Origin of the sequence: Methylobacterium oryzae (assembly GCF_036441375.1) — a bacterium.
GTDB lineage: Bacteria > Pseudomonadota > Alphaproteobacteria > Rhizobiales > Beijerinckiaceae > Methylobacterium > Methylobacterium oryzae_A.
Genome location: NZ_MLCA01000001.1, coordinates 1194131 through 1209016, shown reverse-complemented (window position 1 = coordinate 1209016; position 14886 = coordinate 1194131). Strand labels below are relative to the sequence as shown.

The following is a 14886-nucleotide window of genomic DNA, read 5'->3' as shown; positions in this document are numbered from 1 at the left end:
GTGCACCGGCGCTGCGCGTCGAGAATGCGATCTTCACGCTCGTTGGGCCGGGGACCGGCTGCGCACTACATCACGGTGCGAGGCGTGCCCTCCGGAGCCTGAAGCCGTGAACTACGACTGGATCTTCGTAACGTTCGGCATTCCGGCGATCACGTTGGCGATCGCCTACGCGGCCGTGCGCGCGAACGAGCGCGCTGCGCGGCGCCTCGATCCCCCCGCGGGCGAGTAGGCTCCCACAGCTCCGGCATGCCCCTCTACTTCGCCTACGGCGCCAACATGGATGCCGCCGCGATGGCGCTGCGCTGCCCGGTTTCCAGGCTGATCGGCGGCGGACATCTGCCGGGCCACCGCTTCATCATCATGCGCGAGGGCTACGCCTCGGTGGTCCGCGACCCGCGGCGCACCGTCTGGGGCGTCCTGTGGGAGCTGGCCCGCGACGACATCCCGGCGCTCGACCGCTACGAGGGCGTCGCCGGCGGCCTCTACACCAAGGCGGCGCTCCCGGTCCGCACCGCCGGGGGCGTGAAGCGCGCCCTGATCTATCGCGGCTGCTCGACCGCGCCCGGCCGTCCGCGGCCCGGATATCTCGAGGCGGTCGTGGCGGCGGCGCGCGCGGCGCAGCTGCCGCCGGCCTATCTCCGGGAACTCGGCGCGTGGGCGCGCGGCCTCCCGGCCTGAGCGGCGCGCACTTGGTACGCAACCTGCTTGCCCACGATCGAGCTGGAGGGCGAGCGGCAGCACCGCGCCCGGCCAGCCATCCGCGATTGCGCAGCGCGCCCGTCGGTCAACGACGATCGGCGCGCGCCTGCGAGGGAGAGTTGTGCATGTCGTATCTGGCGCCCGCCGATTTCGTGAAGAAGGCCGTCGACGCAGGCGAGTCGAAGGTCTTCATGGCCACCAAGGACACCTTCATCCGGGCCTACATGGCCGGGGCGATCCTGGCGCTCGCCGCCGCCTTCGCGGTCACCATCAACCAGACGACCGGCCAGCCGCTGGTCGCGGCGCTGCTGTTCCCGGTCGGCTTCTCGATGCTGTACCTGCTCGGCTACGACCTGTTCACCGGCGTCTGCGTGCTCACCCCGCTCGCCCTCATCGACAAGCGGCCCGGCGTCACCGTCGCCGGCGTCGCCCGCAACTGGGTGCTGGTCTTCTTCGGCAATTTCGCGGGCGCCCTGACCACCGCGGTGATGATGTCGATCGTCTTCACCTTCGGCTTCGCCACCGAGCCGAACGCCGTCGGCAAGCTCATCGCCGGCATCGGCGAGGCGCGCACCCTCGGCTACGAGAAGTACGGCGCCTCCGGCATGCTGACGCTCTTCGTCCGCGCCATGCTGTGCAACTGGATGGTCTCGACCGGCGTCATCGGCGCCATGCTGTCGACCACGGTGCCCGGCAAGGTGATCGCCATGTGGATGCCGATCACGGTGTTCTTCTTCATGACCTTCGAGCACTCGGTGGTGAACATGTTCCTGTTCCCGTCGGCGATCCTGATGGGCGGCCACCTCACGGTCATGGACTACCTGCTCTGGAACGAGATCCCGACGCTGATCGGGAACATCGTGGGCGGCATCGCCTTCACCGGCCTGATGCTCTACTCCACGCATGTCCGCACCGGGGCGACGCGGACCCCGGCCCTCGGTGCCGGCGTCCGTCGCCCGGTCGCGGCCGAGTAAGGCCATCCCGGCCCGCGCCGCCCGGCGCGGGCCCCATCGAACGAGACCGTGCCCCCATGAGCGAGACCAGGACGATCTCCGTCATCGTCACCGGTCGCGTCCAGGGCGTGTCCTACCGGGCCTGGACGCAGTCCGAAGCCCGCGCCCGGGGCCTCGCCGGCTCCGTGCGCAACCGCGAGGACGGCTCGGTCGAGGCGGTCTTCAGCGGCGCGCCCGAGGCCGTGGCGGAGATGGAGGCCCTGTGTCGGTCGGGCCCGCCCGGCGCGCGCGTGACCGACATCGCCGTGCGCGCGGGCGGCGCGGTGCCGGCCGGCGGCGCGTTCCGGATCCTGCGCGACTGACGCGGCGGCGCGGGTTCAGCGCGGGCCCGCGGGCTGGTATGCCGGGTCGCCCCCTCGCGTATCCGCCGTCCGGAGACCATGACCGACCTGTCCACCGGCAGCGCCGCCTTCTCGCACCTCGACCTCGCCGCGCTGGTCTACTTCATCGTCGCCTGGATCGCTTACGGCCTCTCGGTGGGCCGGCTTCGCGGACGGGCGGTCTCCCTCAGCCAGATCATGAACGGCCACCGGGCCAACTGGGCGCGCCAGGTCATCGGCCGCGACAACCGGGTGGTCGACACGCAGATCAACGCGTCGCTGCAGAACGGCACGGCGTTCTTCGCCTCGACCTCGCTGATCGCCCTGGGCTCGGTCCTGACCCTGTCGCGCTCCGGGGACGATGTCCTGAACCTGTTCGCGACGCTGCCCTTCGGCACGGTGGCCAACCGCCTGACCTGGGAGCTGAAGGTCGCCGGCCTGGCGCTGATCTTCGTCTACGCCTTCTTCAAGTTCGCCTGGGCCTACAGGCTGTTCAACTACACGGCTATCCTGCTCGGCGCCGTGCCGCACAAGGGCTCCGGCACGAGCGACGTCGAGATGCTGCGGGCCGTGCGGCGGCTCGCGGCCATGAACGTCAGCGCCGGGCGTCACTTCGCCCGCGGGCAGCGGGCGTTCTTCTTCGCGCTCGCCTATCTCGGCTGGTTCATCAGCCCCTACGTGCTGTTCGTCTCGACGACGGCCGTCGTGATCATCATGTGGCGCCGCCAATTCGCCTCGGAGATCCGCAAGGCGCTCCTGGAAGCGGGGGAGGGACCTCACGAGGGGCCGCTCGAGGCTCCGCTCCTGTCGCCCGCCGAGGAAGCCCGCACATGACCGACCCACGACCCGACGACCACGCCATCGAGACGACGATGCTGCGCCTCGTGGCCGAGCGCGGCGCCGACAAGACCGTCTGCCCCTCGGAGGTCGCGCGCGCTCTGGGCGGCCCGCACCCGGACGGCTGGGGCCCGCTGATGCAGCCCGTGCGGCGGGTCGCGGTCCGGCTCGCCCATGCGGGGCGCGTCGCGATCCTGCGGAAGGGAAAGCCCGTCGATCCGGACGATTTCCGGGGCGTCTACCGGCTCTCGTTGCCGGGCTCGGGCGCCGGCAGCCAGTCCGGCGTGTAGCCGGACCAGCGGTAGGCGGCGAGGCCGATCCACTCCTTGATCGCGAGGTCGAACTGGAGAAGCCCGTCCGAGGCGAAACCGTGGAGGTGGGTCACGTCACCCCAGCCGCGGGTCCGGTAATCCACCGGGAAGGCGTCCACCGCGAAGCCGGCCTGACGGAAGCAGCCGATCGCCCGCGGCATGTGCCACGCCGAGGTCACGAGCAGCCAGCGCTCGCCGGGTTTCGGATGCACCAGGGCGGCCGAGAAGGCCGCGTTCTCGTGCGTGTTGCGTGAGCGGTTCTCCAGGATGAGGCGCGTCCGCGGCACGCCGATCGCGTCCGCCTGCCGGCTGACGATGTCGGCCTCCGCGATGCCGCCGGCGGTGAAGCCGCTGCCGCCGGAGAAGACCAGCCGCGCCGCGGGAAAGCGCCGGGCGAGGTCGGCGAGGTAGATCGGCCGCTCGCCGGCATCGTTGACGACGACCTGATCCCGCGCCTCCGAGAGGCCCGCCTCGATCCCGCCGCCCAGCACGATGATCCCGGCCGGCGCCGGCCCGTCGGCCGGATAGGCTGGGAAGCGCTGCTCGAGGGGCAGCAGCGCGATCTCGGACAGCGGCGACAGGCCGGCCGCGGCCAGGAGGAGCGCGCCGGAGAGCGCGACGCCGAAGCCGGTCCTCCGCCACCGGGTCATCGCCGCGAGGACGAGGCCGAGCAGGATGGCGGAGATGCAGAGATTGCTGGGCGTGATCAGGAAGAAGATCAGCTTCGAGGCCGGGAAGAACACGCGCGTCAGGCCGGCTTGGTCTCGGCCTCGAACCGGGCGAGCGCGGCGGCATCCGGCGGAAGCAGGCTCGCGAGGGTCGCGCCGCGCTCCGCCTCCCGCTGGATCCAGAGGTCGAGACGCTGCTGCTCCACGGCCTCGAGGGCGACGCGCTCGGCGAGCGCGGCCGGCACCGCGACGAGTCCGCTGGACGCGCAGACGAGGATGTCGCCCGGGTGGATCGCCGCGCCGCCGCAGGCGACGCGCTCCTGGGTGCCGACGAGGGCGAGGGCCCCCGCGGCCGCCTCCGGACGGGACCAGGCCGGCACGCCGACCTCGTCCGTCAGGGCCGCGTCTGTCACGAGGCCGAGGGCGCCGCGCTGCGCGAGCCGCGCCGCCAGGATCGCCCCGAACGGCAGCGCGAGGCCGGATCCGGCGGCGTCGATCACCACGACGGCCCCGTCCGGCACGGCGTCGATGGCGGCGGCGAGGTCGCCGACCGCGTCGTCGCGGGCCGGGATCATCCGCATCGTGTAGGCCGGTCCGACCGCGGTGCCGCTCCCGCGCGCCGCGAGGCCGTGCGGGCTGAAGGCCTTCACCCCCGCCCGCGTCAGGGCGCGGGCGAGGCTCGCCGGGGTCACGGCGGAGAGCGCGTCGCGCAGGGTCGGGTCGATCGCCATCGGGGACTCCGTGAAAGGCCGGCCCCGGTCCGGGCGGCGCGGTCGGGAAAGGTGGATCGCGCCGGCGCGCCGGCAAGGCTCGCGGATGCCGGCGGACGAGGTCAGGCGATCGGCTCGCCGAGCGCCCGGGCGGCGGCGGGCCGGGCCGCGACCCGCTCGTACCAGCGACGCAGCGCCGGGCGCTCGATCCGCTCGGCCGGGAGGTTCAGCCAGCGATGCGCCGCGCAGCCGAGGGCGATGTCGGCGATGCCGAAGCTGTCGCCGACCACGTAGGTCCGGTCCGCGAGATGCTGGTCGAGGATCTCGGCCATGGCCTCGCTCTTCTTCAGGGAGGCGGCGATCAGGGCGCGGTCCGGATCGGCCGAGCGGTAGAGCTGCCAGAAGGCGTCGCGCATGGCCGGCGTGAAGCTCGTGGCCTGCCAGTCGAGCCACTGCTCCGCGTGGGCGCGCGCCCGGGGATCCGCCGGCAGGGCCAGGGCGGGGCTCACCGCCGCGAGGTAGCGGAGGATCGCGTTCGACTCCCAGAGCACGAAGCCGTCCTCCTCCAGGGTCGGAACGAGGCCGTTCGGGTTCATCGTGCGGTAGCCGGGATCGTCGACGACCCCGTGGGCGCCGCCGGCCTCGACCCGCTCGTAGGGCAGGCCCGCCTCGTCGAGCCCCCACACCGCCTTCTGCACGTTCACCGAGGTGAGGCGGCCCCAAAGCCTGCGCATAATCGAAGATTCTCCGTCACGCCTTCGGCGGGTAGGCGTGGTCCTGCCCGCCCGGATCGGTCACGCGCACCCCGTCGGGGGTGTCGCGCAGGTAGCCCGGTCCGATCGGCACCTTGCCGTGGCCGCCGGGAATGTCGAGCACGTAGGTCGGCTGGGCGAGGCCGGAGAGGCGCCCGCGCAGGCTGCGCATCAGCGCCTGGCCCTCCGGCACGCCGGTCCGCAGGTGGCCCGTCCCGGGCGCCAGATCGCCGTGGTGGAGATAGTACGGCTTGATCCGGTTCTCGACGAGGACGCGCATCAGCGCCTCGAGAATCCCGGCCTCGTCGTTGACGCCGCGCAGGAGCACCGACTGGCTGACCAGCGGGATGCCGGCATCGACCAGCCGGGCGCAGGCGGCGCTGGCGGCGGCGGTGAATTCCCGCGGATGGTTGGCGTGGACGGCGACGAAGACCGCCCGCCCGAAGCGCCTGAGCGCCTGGACGAGGGCGTCGGAGACGAGATCGGGCTTCACCACGGGCACGCGGGTGTGGACCCGCATCACGCGCACGTGCGGGATGGCGGCGAGGCGCTGCGCGATCGCCCCAAGGCGGCGCGGGGAGAGCGCGAACGGGTCGCCGCCGGTGAGCACCACCTCCCAGATCCGCGGATCCTGCGCGATGTAGGCGAGGGCGGCGTCGAGCTCGGCGTCGGTGAGCGTGCCGAGCCCGTCGGGCCCGACCATCTCCCGGCGGAAGCAGAAGCGGCAGTAGACCGGGCAGACGTGGAGCGGCTTCAGCAGCACGCGGTCCGGGTAGCGGTGCACGATCCCGGTCACCGGGGCGTGGGCGGAGTCGCCGATCGGGTCGGCGCGCTCCTCCGGCGTCGCCACGGCCTCCGCGGCCCGCGGCACGAACTGGCGCCCGATCGGATCGTCGGGATCATGCGGATCGATCAGCTCGGCCATGTCGGGCGTCACCGAGACCGCGTAGCGCGCGAGGACGGCGCCGAGGGCCTCGGCCTCCGTCGCGGAGATGAGGCCGGCGGTGAGAAGGTCGTCCGCGCTGCGCAGGACCCGGTTCATGGCCGCGTCTCCGCCACCGGTGTCCAGATCACGTCCTCGATCCGGGTCGCCCCGCAGGCCAGCATCGCGAGCCGGTCGAAGCCGAGGGCGATCCCGGACGCCTCCGGCATCGCGGCGAGCGCCGCGAGGAAGTCGTCGTCGATCGGGTAGCGCTCGCCGTAGACGCGCTGCTTCTCGTCCATCTCCGCCTCGAACCGGCGGCGCTGCTCGGCCGGGTCGGTCAGCTCGCCGAAGGCGTTGGCCAGCTCGACGCCGCAGGCGTAGAGCTCGAAGCGCTCGGCCACGCGCGGGTCGTGCGGCGCCGGCCGGGCGAGGGCGGCCTCGCTGACCGGGTACTCGCACAGGATGGTCGGGCGGCCGAGGCCGAGATGCGGCTCGATCCGCGCGACGAGGACGCGGGAGAACAGGTCGGCCCAGGTATCGTCCGCGGCGACCCGGAGCCCGGCCCCCGCGACCGCGGCGGCCAGGGCCTCGCGGTCGGTCCCGCCGCCCGGCGCGACGCTCGCCAGGAGGTCGATCCCCGCGAAGCGGTCGAAGGCCGCGGCCAGGGTCAGGCGCTCCGGCTCGGCGAAGGGGTCCGTCTCCCGGTCGCGGAAGGTGAAGCGGCGGGCGCCCGCGATCTCGGCCGCGCCGGCGAGCAGGTCGGCGCAATCCGCCATGAGCGCCGTGTAGGGGGCGCCGGCCCGGTACCACTCGAGCATCGTGAACTCGGGATGGTGCAGCGGCCCGCGCTCGCGGTTGCGGAACACGCGGGCGACGCTGAACAGCCGCGTCTCCCCCGCGGCCAGGAGCTTCTTGCAGGCGAATTCCGGCGAGGTGTGCAGGTAGAGCGGGGTGCGGGCGCCGCTCGCGCCGACGGCCTCGGTGGCGAAGGCCGACAGGTGCGCCTCGTTGCCGGGCGAGACCTGGAGGCAGGCGGCCTCGGCCTCGACGAAGTCGCGGTCCGCGAACCACGCGCGGAACGCCGCGAGGATGCGGTTGCGCAGGATCAGGGCGGGGCGCCGGTCGGCGTGGCGCCCGGTCGACCACCAGGGAGACCCCGTCACGACCGGCCTCCGCGCCCGGGCGAGATCGGCCGGTTCAGACCGGGCCGCGTCGCGTTCTGGAGCACTCTCATCCTCGGCCCTGACTGGCTCCGGCCCGCGGGACGCGCCGCGTTCGGCGCTGGTTGCCATCGACGGTTGCCGCCCGCCCGCTGGCAACCGCGGCGCAGATGCGATAGTGGCGGGGTCCGAGATGCAGCGCCCGCGCTTGGCGCGTGCCGGCCCCCATGTCAATGCAGGACGCTATTCCGTGAAGGTGATCGCCTCAACGCTCCGCAAGGGCAACGTCGTCGAGAAGGACGGCAAGCTCTACGTCATCCTGTTCGCCGAGAACATCCACCCCGGCAAGGGCACCCCGGTGACCCAGCTCGACATGCGCCGGATCACGGACGGCGTGAAGGTGTCCGAGCGCTACCGGACGACCGAGCAGGTCGAGCGCGCCTTCGTGGAGGACCGCGAGCACACCTTCCTCTACAGCGACGGCGAGGGGTTCCACTTCATGAACCCCGAGAACTACGAGCAGATCGCCGTGCCGGAGGACGTGGTCGGCGACGCCGCCCCGTATCTCCAGGAGGGCATGGCGGTGATGCTCTCGGTCCACAACGGCGTCCCGCTGACGATCGAGCTGCCCCAGCGCGTGACCCTGGAGGTCGCCGAAACCGAGCCGGTGCTCAAGGGCCAGACCGCCTCGTCGTCCTACAAGCCCGCGACCCTGTCGAACGGCGTGCGCACGACCGTGCCGCCCCACATCGCGGCCGGCACGCGCGTCGTCGTCATGACGGCCGACGGCTCCTACGTGGAGCGCGCCAAGGACTGATCGGGTCCGCGCCGGCGGCGGGGCCCGGGCGGCCCGGCCGCCGGCGTCAGCGCCCGGACCGGGCAGCGGCCTCCACGGCGCCGTAGCAGCCCTGCGAGATCGCCTGCGCGCGCAGGCGCTCCGTCCCGCTGAAGGGCCGGCCATCCTCCCGGAACAGGTCCTCGCGGAGCAGCGCCTCCGAGGTGCAGCGGGCCGCGATCCGGCAGAGCGGCGGCTCCCCGCCGGTGCGCGCGCAGATCGTGACGTAATCGGCGCGGAACGCCCGCAGCCCGGCGCGCGGATTGGCGCCGACCACCGCCACGAGTCCGGTCAGCAGCGCCAGCAGCACGGGCTGGTGGATCAGGTAGACCGCGAGGCTGGGGCGGCCCGCCAAGGTGGCGGCGCGGCCGAGCCNTGTGGCGGCCCGCCAAGGTGGCGGCGCMGCCGAGCCGCGTGCGCGGCGCCCAGGCTCCCGGCCGCGAGCGCGCGAGCCGCGGCAGAGCCAGCCGGCCCAGGACGATCCCGGCCAGAACCAGACCGAACCAGGGGAAGAGCGGCACGTAATCGTTGGTGCGCGGCGCGACCGAGCCGAGGCCGAGGAAGAACAGGGCCGGTGCGTCGAGGGCGGGCGCGTGCACGAGGTGCGGCGCCGCGAGCACGGCCGCGGCCGCGAGGGCGGTGACCGGCACCGGCAGGAACAGGAACGGCAGCCCGAGCAGGCTCGAGACGGCGATGCAGTGCAGCACGCCGAAGAACACGAAGGCGTCGGGGAACACGGCCCAGGTGCCGAGGGTCACGAGCAGCGCCGCCCCGCCGATCCGCGCGAGCCGCGCGAGAGTCGGTCGGGGCCGGACACCGCGGCCATTCATCAGCACGAGGCCGACTCCGACGAGGATCAGGAAGCTGCCGGCGATCGCCTCGGCGGCGTGCCGCCCGGTCGGGGTCAGGGCGTAGTTCTCCGCGGTGAGACGCAGATGGCCGAGATCCCAGAGCGTGTGATAGCTCGCCATCGCCAGCAGGGCGGTGGCGCGGGCCGCGTCGATGATCGGCAGGCGCCGCCGCTCTGCGCGGGGCGCGACCGGCGGCGCGGCGACGGGGCGGTCGAGGGTGGCGTCAACGGGCATGGTGGTCCACCCAAACCATGTCGGGGCCGACCTTTCCATCGCGGCCTGCGCGGAGCGCCCCGGCCGGCCGCGACGCGGGCGCCCCGGCTCTCGGAAACGTGAACTTCGCGAGGGCGCACGCGCGAGGCCGCGGACGGGGCCGCAGCTCCCGGAAAACCCCTCGGCAGCCCCGACGCTTAAACGCCAGCTTCGCCGGAGCCTGCGACCGATCGACTGTTGCGGTCCCGCCTCCCGGCGCCAAGATTGCAACTTGGCCGCGCTGTTCTGCCGGCCAAATGGGCTTCCCGGATATCAGGACTTCGTTAATCTTGCCGGGAGAGCGCGCGGCGTGATTCGGTGTAGGTTGCTCGGCCATGTCTGACGAACGCGGATCCGGGCCGGAGAACCCCGAGCGAGGGATGATCGCCCGTGCCGGCGAAACGGGTCAGCACGAGGATGAGGCGCTCGACCTCGTCGAGGTGGCCGGCCGCATCAAGTGGTTCGACGTCTCGAAGGGCTTCGGCTTCATCGTGCCCGACGACGGCGCGCCCGACATCCTGCTCCACGTCACCTGCCTGCGGCGCGACGGCTATCAGGCCGCGAGCGAGGGCGCGCGCATCGTGGTGGAGGCCGTGGAGCGGCCTCGGGGCTGGCAGGCCTTCCGGGTGATCTCCCTCGACCAAGCGACCGCGGTGCATCCGTCCGAGCTGCCGATGCCGCGCACGCACGTCACGGTGACACCCACGAGCGGGCTCGAGACCGCGGTGGTGAAGTGGTTCAACCGCCTGCGCGGCTTCGGATTCCTGACGCGAGGCGACGGGACGCCGGACATCTTCGTGCACATGGAGACCCTCCGGCGCTACGGAATCGCCGAGCTGAAGCCCGGCGAATCCGTTCTGGTCCGCTACGGCGACGGCTCGAAGGGCGTGATGGCCGCCGAGGTGCGGCTGATCGACGGGGCGATGCCCACGTCCCATTGAGGCCGCGTTTCCCTGCCAAGCATAGGCCGCCCTATCCTCTTGGCAGGGCTAGGAAAATCCGGAACCGGATTCCCCTCGCACGCATCCTGGTCTATCACCGGGCGGCGGCCCCCACGGTCCGCGCACCCTCCCACGAGAGGCATGAGCCTGTGAGATCCCTCTTCCGCACAGCCCGGGCGGCCGCCATCGCCTGCCTCGCCCTGACCGCGATCGCGCCGGCCCCCGCCGTCGTGGCGCAGGCGGCCGCCCGGGCCGCCACGGCCAAGTCCGAGCCGCTGACGATCGTCACGAAGGCCGGGCCGAAGCGCTTCGACGTCGAGGTGATGCGCGACGATGCGGCCCGCGCCCGCGGCCTGATGTTCCGCCGGCACATGGCCGCCGATCACGGCATGCTGTTCGATTTCGAGCAGGATCAGCCGGTGACCATGTGGATGAAGAACACCTATCTGCCGCTCGACATGGTGTTCATCCGCCCCGACGGGACGATCAGCCGGATCGCCGCCGACACCGAGCCGCTCTCCACCGCCATCATCCCCTCGGGCGGCCCCGTCCTGGCGGTCCTGGAACTGAACGCGGGGACCGCGGCGAAGCTCGGGATCGCGCCCGGCGACCGGATCGAGCACGGTATGTTCAAGGCCCGCTGAGTCCAGCTTCCGGGTTTTCGCGAACGCACCGGGAACAAGCGCCTTGACCGCCGCCGAATTCCGCGCCAGTGTTCCGGCAATGTTCCGGTGCGCCGGAAGGCTGGTTCAGGGCGGAGGACCCGATGGGCAACGCGGCTGAGGTCGAACTGTTCGGCAACGACGACTGGTCGGTGCAGGCGGACGGGATCGAGCACCGCGAGACCGGCTACTTCATCGCCCGCACCGCGCTGGCGATGCGCCGGGCCGAGGGTCTGTGGGACTGGCCGCTGCAGATGGCCGAGAAGCGCTGGTGCCGGCCGAGCCTGTTCCGCGAGGCGTTCCTCGCCGCCCTGGACCGCTTCGGCATCCCGCGGGACGCCGAGCTGATCCGGTCCTTCGCGCTGGGCTACGGCATCCGCGCGGTGGTCTCGCCGGCCGCCGAGACCTTCGTCAGCCTGGGCGACATGCTGAAGCCGCGCGAGATCGCCGAGCCGGTCCGCGCGCCGGCCTCGCGGCCGGTCCGGGCCCTTGCGGCCGCCGGCGCCTGAGGGCGCGCCGACGGCCGATTTGACCTGGGCCACCGCGCGCGGATAGCGCTCGTCCTCGAAGCGAGGGAGAGAGCACCATGGCGGATCACGACCGGGCCGGACTCGACGGGCTGATCGCGCCGCCCCTGTCGCGGCGGGGCTTCGTGATGACGAGCCTGATGAGCGGCCTGACGCTCGCGACCACCCGCGTCGAGGCCCAGGTGATCCACACGGACAGTGCGGGCATTGAGGCCGGCGAGGTGAAGATCCCGGCCGCGGACGGACCGATGCCGGCCTACCGGGCGGTTCCGGACGGCGCGGGCCCGTTCCCGATCGTCCTGGTGATCGAGGAGATCTTCGGCGTCCACGAGTACATCAAGGACATCTGTCGCCGGCTCGCGAAGGCCGGTTACTGCGCCGTGGCCCCCGAGCTCTACGCCCGACAGGGCGACCTCTCGACCATGTCGGATCCCAAGCAGATCATCCGGGACGTCATCGCGAAGACGCCGGACGCGCAGTGGATCGGCGACCTCGACGCGACGGTGGCCTGGGCGGCCTCGGCCGCGAAGGGCGACCCGAGCCGCCTCGGGGTCATGGGCTGGTGCCGCGGCGGTCGCGACGCGTGGCTCTACGCGGCGCATCGTCGCGACCTGAAGGCCGCCGTCGCCTGGTACGGGCCGATCGGCGGCGAGCGGACCGACATCCAGCCGCGCACCGCCGGCGACGTGGCGGCCGAGATCCACGCGCCGCTCCTGGCCCTGTACGGCGGGGCCGATACCGGCATCCCCGTGGCGGCCGTCGAGGAGGCGCGCGACCGGGCGAAGGCGGCGGGCAAGAGCGTGGAGCTCGTGATCTACCCGGAGGCGCCGCACGGCTTCCACGCGGATTACCGTCCGAGCTACCGCCGCGAAGCCGCGGAGGATGGCTGGAAGCGCGCGCTGGAATTCCTGACATCGCACGGCGTCGGCTGAATAGACGCCTCAGGACGGCGGGTCGGGCGCGTTCCGCGTCGGCTGTGTTACCCAAGACACGGCCACAACTTCACGATTGTGCAAGGATCCAAGGAGGATCTGTGCCCGCGCGGGTCTGGCCCTTCGCGGCGCTCGGGCGTTGAACCGATCGAAGCGACCGCCGTTCAGCCCCTGTAGAGTGTCCTGGTCCATGAGCGATTCGGTACAGCCTGGCCAGAAGCCCGTGATCCTCGTCGTGGAGGACCAGCCCGACGAGCGGTTCCTCGCGGCCACGTTGCTGGAGGATACCGGTTTCACGGTGATCGAGGCCGAGACCGCCGATCGCGCCCTGGCCATTCTCAACGATCGCGCGGACGAAGTCAGCGTCGTGTTCTCGGATGTCCGCACGCCCGGCCCGATCGGCGGCTTCGAGCTCGCGCGGATCATCGGCGTGACCTGGCCGCGCGTGCGGGTCCTCCTCACCTCGGGCGATGCCGGCGACCAGCCGAGCGACCTGCGCGTCTCGGCGACCTTCATCCCGAAGCCCTGGCGCGCCGAGGACATCCTGGCCTGGGTGGAGCAGGCCGCGGGCCGGCCATCCACCGGTTCGGGACCGTCCGTTATCGGACCGGGCGGCAAAATAATCCCGACCGGCCTGGAAACCTGAGGCGGCCGCCCGGTTGTACGGCACTCCGGAGCGCGCCGCGCCCGGGCTCACGCAGTCCGCTCGATCCGACACCGCCATGCACATCGTCTCAGCCAACCATGCCGATTCGCTCCGCCGTCCCGGCGCGCGGGATACGGCGGAATCCGCCGTTCTCGACACGGTCCGCGCGGGTCTGCTCAGCGTCTACGGCGCGGCGGAGCGCGACGTGCCGGCGGAGCTGGCGGCCCTGGCGCGGCGGCTCGACCGTCCGGGCTCGGCGCGCTGCAGCCTTGCCTAGAGTCCATCGCCGAAGCTCGACGGGAGACTGGGTCGGCGGGTCGCCAAGGCGAAAGAATCTGCTATTCAGCGCGTTCTGACCTGCCGACGCAGTGCGTCTCTCAGTCGAGTCCTGGATGCGTCTCACAGTTCTTCGCGGATCGCTCACCGCCGCCGCGATCATGACCCTGGCCGGTCTCGCGTCGGTTCAGGCGGCGACGCCGCCGGCCCAGCCCGCCGACGGCGCGGGGGGAGTGGGCGATCGCAAGGCCGCGGTGACCAAGCGGCTGCTCGGGCGCGGCACGGCCTCGACCTACGCGTTCTACGCGGCGGCTCCGGCCCCGGAGGCGGGTCGACCGGTCGCGATCGTTCTGCACGGGTGGGGCGCGGTCAATCCGCAGAGCTACGGCGGCTGGATCGATCACCTCGCCCGCCAGGGCTGGCTCGTCCTCTATCCCCGCTTCCAGGAGGTGAACCGGACCCGTCCGGCCGACGCTCCGGCCCTCGCGGAATCCCTCGTCAAGGCGGCGCTCGCCGAGGTCGCGAGCGACGGCGAGGCGAAGCCGGACCTCGGCCGCGTCGCGATGATCGGCCACTTGGCCGGGGCGCCGCTCGCCATGGACCTGGCGGCCGCCGCCAAGGCGCAGGGCCTGCCGGTGCCGAAGCTGATCTTCGCGGTGACGCCGGGCGGCATCGCGAGCGGCCCGAAATCCCGCGGCATCGCCCTCACCGACCTGGCGGCGATCGATCCCGCCACGATGCTCGTGACGATGGTCGGCGACAAGGATACCCGGGCCGCCGATCTCGCGGCCAAGCGCCTCCTGCGCGAGGCGAGCGCGGTGCCGCTGGAGCGCAAGCTGTTCGTGCGGGCTCTCTCGGACGATCACGGTTTCCCGGCCCTGACGGCGACCCTGGCGGCCCCGGCGGGGGTCGACACCGCCTATGACGGCGGCGCCATCAAGCCGGGCCCGGAGCCGAAGGACGCCCCCAAGGACGCGGCGAAGCCGCCGCCGTTCCGCTGGTCCGCCGACATGGCGCTGACCGGCGAGCAGCAGACCCTGGTCTCGCAGATCAATCTCGCCCGCGTCGACGCCCTGGACTACCTCGGTTTCTGGAAGACCTTCGACCTCGCCGCCGCCGCGGCCTTCGCCGGGTCGGACGCGACGGCGCTGAAGAACAATCCGCGGCTCGCCGACATGGAACGCTGGAGCGACGGCTGGCCGGTGAAGCGGCTCGCCGTCGAGACGCCGCGGCCCGCGCCGGCCGCGCAGGCGGGGACGCCCACGGCCGCCCCCGCCAACCGCAAGCGCTGAGTTCGGCCGTCGCGGCAGCTTGGCCCTGGCGCGAGCCTTGCTAATCTCCACCGGTTCGACACCGGAGGGAGATCATGCCCGAGTTCGTCGCCAGCCTGCTCGCCGCCGCGGCCTTCTGCCTGACGCTGCTCGTGCTGAACGCGCTGACACGGCTGCTGATCCAGGCGCATGTCGCCCCCGCGGATCTCGGCGAGACCGGCTTCCTGCAGATCGTCGGCGCGCTCCTGATGGCGCGGGCGGCCTATCGTCGGGCGCCCGAGCGCCGCCCGGGCTGACG

Annotated in this window: 21 protein-coding genes; 15 read left to right on the top strand and 6 right to left on the bottom strand. The window is 72.6% G+C overall.

The annotated features are described in order from the left end of the window. The first annotated feature begins 106 nt into the window (after positions 1 to 106). The 6 genes from MOTC310_RS05805 (at position 107) to MOTC310_RS05780 (ending at position 3159) form a co-directional block, all read left to right on the top strand. Positions 107 to 229: a hypothetical protein gene (locus MOTC310_RS05805; protein WP_273564484.1), complete on the top strand. Its 123-nt coding sequence runs from the start codon at positions 107 to 109 to the stop codon at positions 227 to 229. Positions 230 to 246: 17 nt separating this feature from the next. Beyond that, on the top strand, positions 247 to 678 hold the full coding sequence (locus MOTC310_RS05800) for a gamma-glutamylcyclotransferase family protein (RefSeq protein ID WP_331301105.1): 432 nt from the start codon (positions 247 to 249) through the stop codon (positions 676 to 678). 146 nt (positions 679 to 824) lie between these two features. Beyond that, positions 825 to 1673, top strand: coding sequence for a formate/nitrite transporter family protein (locus MOTC310_RS05795; RefSeq protein ID WP_331290517.1), 849 nt, complete (start codon positions 825 to 827; stop codon positions 1671 to 1673). A 56-nt stretch (positions 1674 to 1729) separates the two neighbouring features. Further along, entirely contained in the window at positions 1730 to 2014 is a 285-nt protein-coding gene (locus tag MOTC310_RS05790; RefSeq protein WP_331301104.1) for an acylphosphatase, read from the top strand. A gap of 78 nt (positions 2015 to 2092) precedes the next feature. Continuing rightward, on the top strand, positions 2093 to 2866 hold the full coding sequence (locus MOTC310_RS05785) for a DUF599 domain-containing protein (RefSeq protein ID WP_331290516.1): 774 nt from the start codon (positions 2093 to 2095) through the stop codon (positions 2864 to 2866). Next, positions 2863 to 3159, top strand: a complete 297-nt coding sequence (locus MOTC310_RS05780; RefSeq protein ID WP_331301103.1) for a DUF3253 domain-containing protein — start codon at positions 2863 to 2865, stop codon at positions 3157 to 3159. The genes MOTC310_RS05785 and MOTC310_RS05780 overlap by 4 nt, the downstream gene beginning before the upstream one ends. On the opposite strand, the gene MOTC310_RS05775 is transcribed toward MOTC310_RS05780, so the two are convergent. From MOTC310_RS05775 to epmA, 5 genes are all read right to left on the bottom strand, one after another. Continuing rightward, the gene (locus tag MOTC310_RS05775) at positions 3108 to 3923 is read right to left on the bottom strand and encodes a YdcF family protein (RefSeq protein ID WP_331301102.1); all 816 of its coding nucleotides are present in this window, start codon (positions 3921 to 3923) and stop codon (positions 3108 to 3110) included. The genes MOTC310_RS05780 and MOTC310_RS05775 overlap by 52 nt on opposite strands. A gap of 5 nt (positions 3924 to 3928) precedes the next feature. Then, positions 3929 to 4579 carry an RraA family protein gene (locus MOTC310_RS05770; RefSeq protein ID WP_331301101.1) on the bottom strand — a complete coding sequence of 217 codons (651 nt, stop codon included), beginning with the start codon at positions 4577 to 4579 and terminating at the stop codon, positions 3929 to 3931. A 101-nt stretch (positions 4580 to 4680) separates the two neighbouring features. Beyond that, positions 4681 to 5292, bottom strand: a complete 612-nt coding sequence (locus MOTC310_RS05765) for a glutathione S-transferase family protein (RefSeq protein ID WP_331301100.1) — start codon at positions 5290 to 5292, stop codon at positions 4681 to 4683. Positions 5293 to 5308: 16 nt separating this feature from the next. Beyond that, complete coding sequence (locus MOTC310_RS05760; RefSeq protein WP_331301099.1) at positions 5309 to 6352, bottom strand: lysine-2,3-aminomutase-like protein; 1044 nt, start codon at positions 6350 to 6352, stop codon at positions 5309 to 5311. Further along, positions 6349 to 7398, bottom strand: a complete 1050-nt coding sequence (epmA, locus tag MOTC310_RS05755; RefSeq protein ID WP_331301098.1) for an EF-P lysine aminoacylase EpmA — start codon at positions 7396 to 7398, stop codon at positions 6349 to 6351. The genes MOTC310_RS05760 and epmA overlap by 4 nt, the downstream gene beginning before the upstream one ends. Before the next feature lie 190 nt (positions 7399 to 7588). Between epmA and efp the strand changes: the two genes are divergently transcribed. Then, positions 7589 to 8212 (top strand): elongation factor P, encoded by a 624-nt coding sequence (gene efp / locus MOTC310_RS05750; RefSeq protein ID WP_331290911.1) that lies wholly within the window; start codon positions 7589 to 7591, stop codon positions 8210 to 8212. Here efp and MOTC310_RS05745 read toward each other — a convergent pair. Continuing rightward, positions 8188 to 9201 (bottom strand): heparan-alpha-glucosaminide N-acetyltransferase, encoded by a 1014-nt coding sequence (locus MOTC310_RS05745; RefSeq protein WP_473753794.1) that lies wholly within the window; start codon positions 9199 to 9201, stop codon positions 8188 to 8190. The genes efp and MOTC310_RS05745 overlap by 25 nt on opposite strands. Positions 9202 to 9713: 512 nt before the next feature. Here MOTC310_RS05745 and MOTC310_RS05740 point away from each other — a divergent pair. The 8 genes from MOTC310_RS05740 to MOTC310_RS05705 all read left to right on the top strand — a co-directional run bounded on the left by MOTC310_RS05740 (position 9714) and on the right by MOTC310_RS05705 (position 14884). After that, the gene (locus MOTC310_RS05740) at positions 9714 to 10274 is read left to right on the top strand and encodes a cold-shock protein (RefSeq protein ID WP_331301096.1); all 561 of its coding nucleotides are present in this window, start codon (positions 9714 to 9716) and stop codon (positions 10272 to 10274) included. A gap of 149 nt (positions 10275 to 10423) precedes the next feature. Continuing rightward, positions 10424 to 10918: a DUF192 domain-containing protein gene (locus tag MOTC310_RS05735; protein ID WP_331301095.1), complete on the top strand. Its 495-nt coding sequence runs from the start codon at positions 10424 to 10426 to the stop codon at positions 10916 to 10918. Between the two features lie 122 nt (positions 10919 to 11040). After that, entirely contained in the window at positions 11041 to 11445 is a 405-nt protein-coding gene (locus tag MOTC310_RS05730) for a hypothetical protein (protein WP_331301094.1), read from the top strand. A gap of 77 nt (positions 11446 to 11522) precedes the next feature. Continuing rightward, positions 11523 to 12395 carry a dienelactone hydrolase family protein gene (locus MOTC310_RS05725; protein ID WP_331301093.1) on the top strand — a complete coding sequence of 291 codons (873 nt, stop codon included), beginning with the start codon at positions 11523 to 11525 and terminating at the stop codon, positions 12393 to 12395. A 190-nt stretch (positions 12396 to 12585) separates the two neighbouring features. Next, positions 12586 to 13041, top strand: a complete 456-nt coding sequence (locus MOTC310_RS05720; RefSeq protein ID WP_331290509.1) for a response regulator — start codon at positions 12586 to 12588, stop codon at positions 13039 to 13041. A gap of 76 nt (positions 13042 to 13117) precedes the next feature. Beyond that, the gene (locus MOTC310_RS05715) at positions 13118 to 13318 is read left to right on the top strand and encodes a hypothetical protein (protein WP_331301092.1); all 201 of its coding nucleotides are present in this window, start codon (positions 13118 to 13120) and stop codon (positions 13316 to 13318) included. Between the two features lie 115 nt (positions 13319 to 13433). Continuing rightward, a complete protein-coding gene (locus tag MOTC310_RS05710) occupies positions 13434 to 14609 on the top strand; it encodes an alpha/beta hydrolase family protein (RefSeq protein ID WP_331301091.1) in 1176 nt (391 codons plus the stop codon). Positions 14610 to 14683: 74 nt separating this feature from the next. Continuing rightward, positions 14684 to 14884 carry a hypothetical protein gene (locus MOTC310_RS05705; protein WP_331301090.1) on the top strand — a complete coding sequence of 67 codons (201 nt, stop codon included), beginning with the start codon at positions 14684 to 14686 and terminating at the stop codon, positions 14882 to 14884. The last annotated feature ends 2 nt before the right edge of the window (positions 14885 to 14886 follow it).

Excerpts from the sequence above, each read along its gene's own strand:
- MOTC310_RS05795 (WP_331290517.1), top strand. The coding sequence starts at position 825 with ATGTCGTATCTGGCGCCCGCCGATTTCGTGAAGAAGGCCGTCGACGCA.
- MOTC310_RS05730 (WP_331301094.1), top strand. The coding sequence starts at position 11,041 with ATGGGCAACGCGGCTGAGGTCGAACTGTTCGGCAACGACGACTGGTCG.
- MOTC310_RS05715 (WP_331301092.1), top strand. The coding sequence starts at position 13,118 with ATGCACATCGTCTCAGCCAACCATGCCGATTCGCTCCGCCGTCCCGGC.
- MOTC310_RS05785 (WP_331290516.1), top strand. The coding sequence starts at position 2,093 with ATGACCGACCTGTCCACCGGCAGCGCCGCCTTCTCGCACCTCGACCTC.
- MOTC310_RS05740 (WP_331301096.1), top strand. The coding sequence starts at position 9,714 with ATGATCGCCCGTGCCGGCGAAACGGGTCAGCACGAGGATGAGGCGCTC.
- MOTC310_RS05720 (WP_331290509.1), top strand. The coding sequence starts at position 12,586 with ATGAGCGATTCGGTACAGCCTGGCCAGAAGCCCGTGATCCTCGTCGTG.
- MOTC310_RS05710 (WP_331301091.1), top strand. The coding sequence starts at position 13,434 with ATGCGTCTCACAGTTCTTCGCGGATCGCTCACCGCCGCCGCGATCATG.
- MOTC310_RS05725 (WP_331301093.1), top strand. The coding sequence starts at position 11,523 with ATGGCGGATCACGACCGGGCCGGACTCGACGGGCTGATCGCGCCGCCC.
- efp (WP_331290911.1), top strand. The coding sequence starts at position 7,589 with ATGCAGCGCCCGCGCTTGGCGCGTGCCGGCCCCCATGTCAATGCAGGA.
- MOTC310_RS05705 (WP_331301090.1), top strand. The coding sequence starts at position 14,684 with ATGCCCGAGTTCGTCGCCAGCCTGCTCGCCGCCGCGGCCTTCTGCCTG.
- MOTC310_RS05800 (WP_331301105.1), top strand. The coding sequence starts at position 247 with ATGCCCCTCTACTTCGCCTACGGCGCCAACATGGATGCCGCCGCGATG.
- MOTC310_RS05770 (WP_331301101.1), bottom strand. The coding sequence starts at position 4,579 with ATGGCGATCGACCCGACCCTGCGCGACGCGCTCTCCGCCGTGACCCCG.
- MOTC310_RS05790 (WP_331301104.1), top strand. The coding sequence starts at position 1,730 with ATGAGCGAGACCAGGACGATCTCCGTCATCGTCACCGGTCGCGTCCAG.
- MOTC310_RS05760 (WP_331301099.1), bottom strand. The coding sequence starts at position 6,352 with ATGAACCGGGTCCTGCGCAGCGCGGACGACCTTCTCACCGCCGGCCTC.
- MOTC310_RS05780 (WP_331301103.1), top strand. The coding sequence starts at position 2,863 with ATGACCGACCCACGACCCGACGACCACGCCATCGAGACGACGATGCTG.
- MOTC310_RS05765 (WP_331301100.1), bottom strand. The coding sequence starts at position 5,292 with ATGCGCAGGCTTTGGGGCCGCCTCACCTCGGTGAACGTGCAGAAGGCG.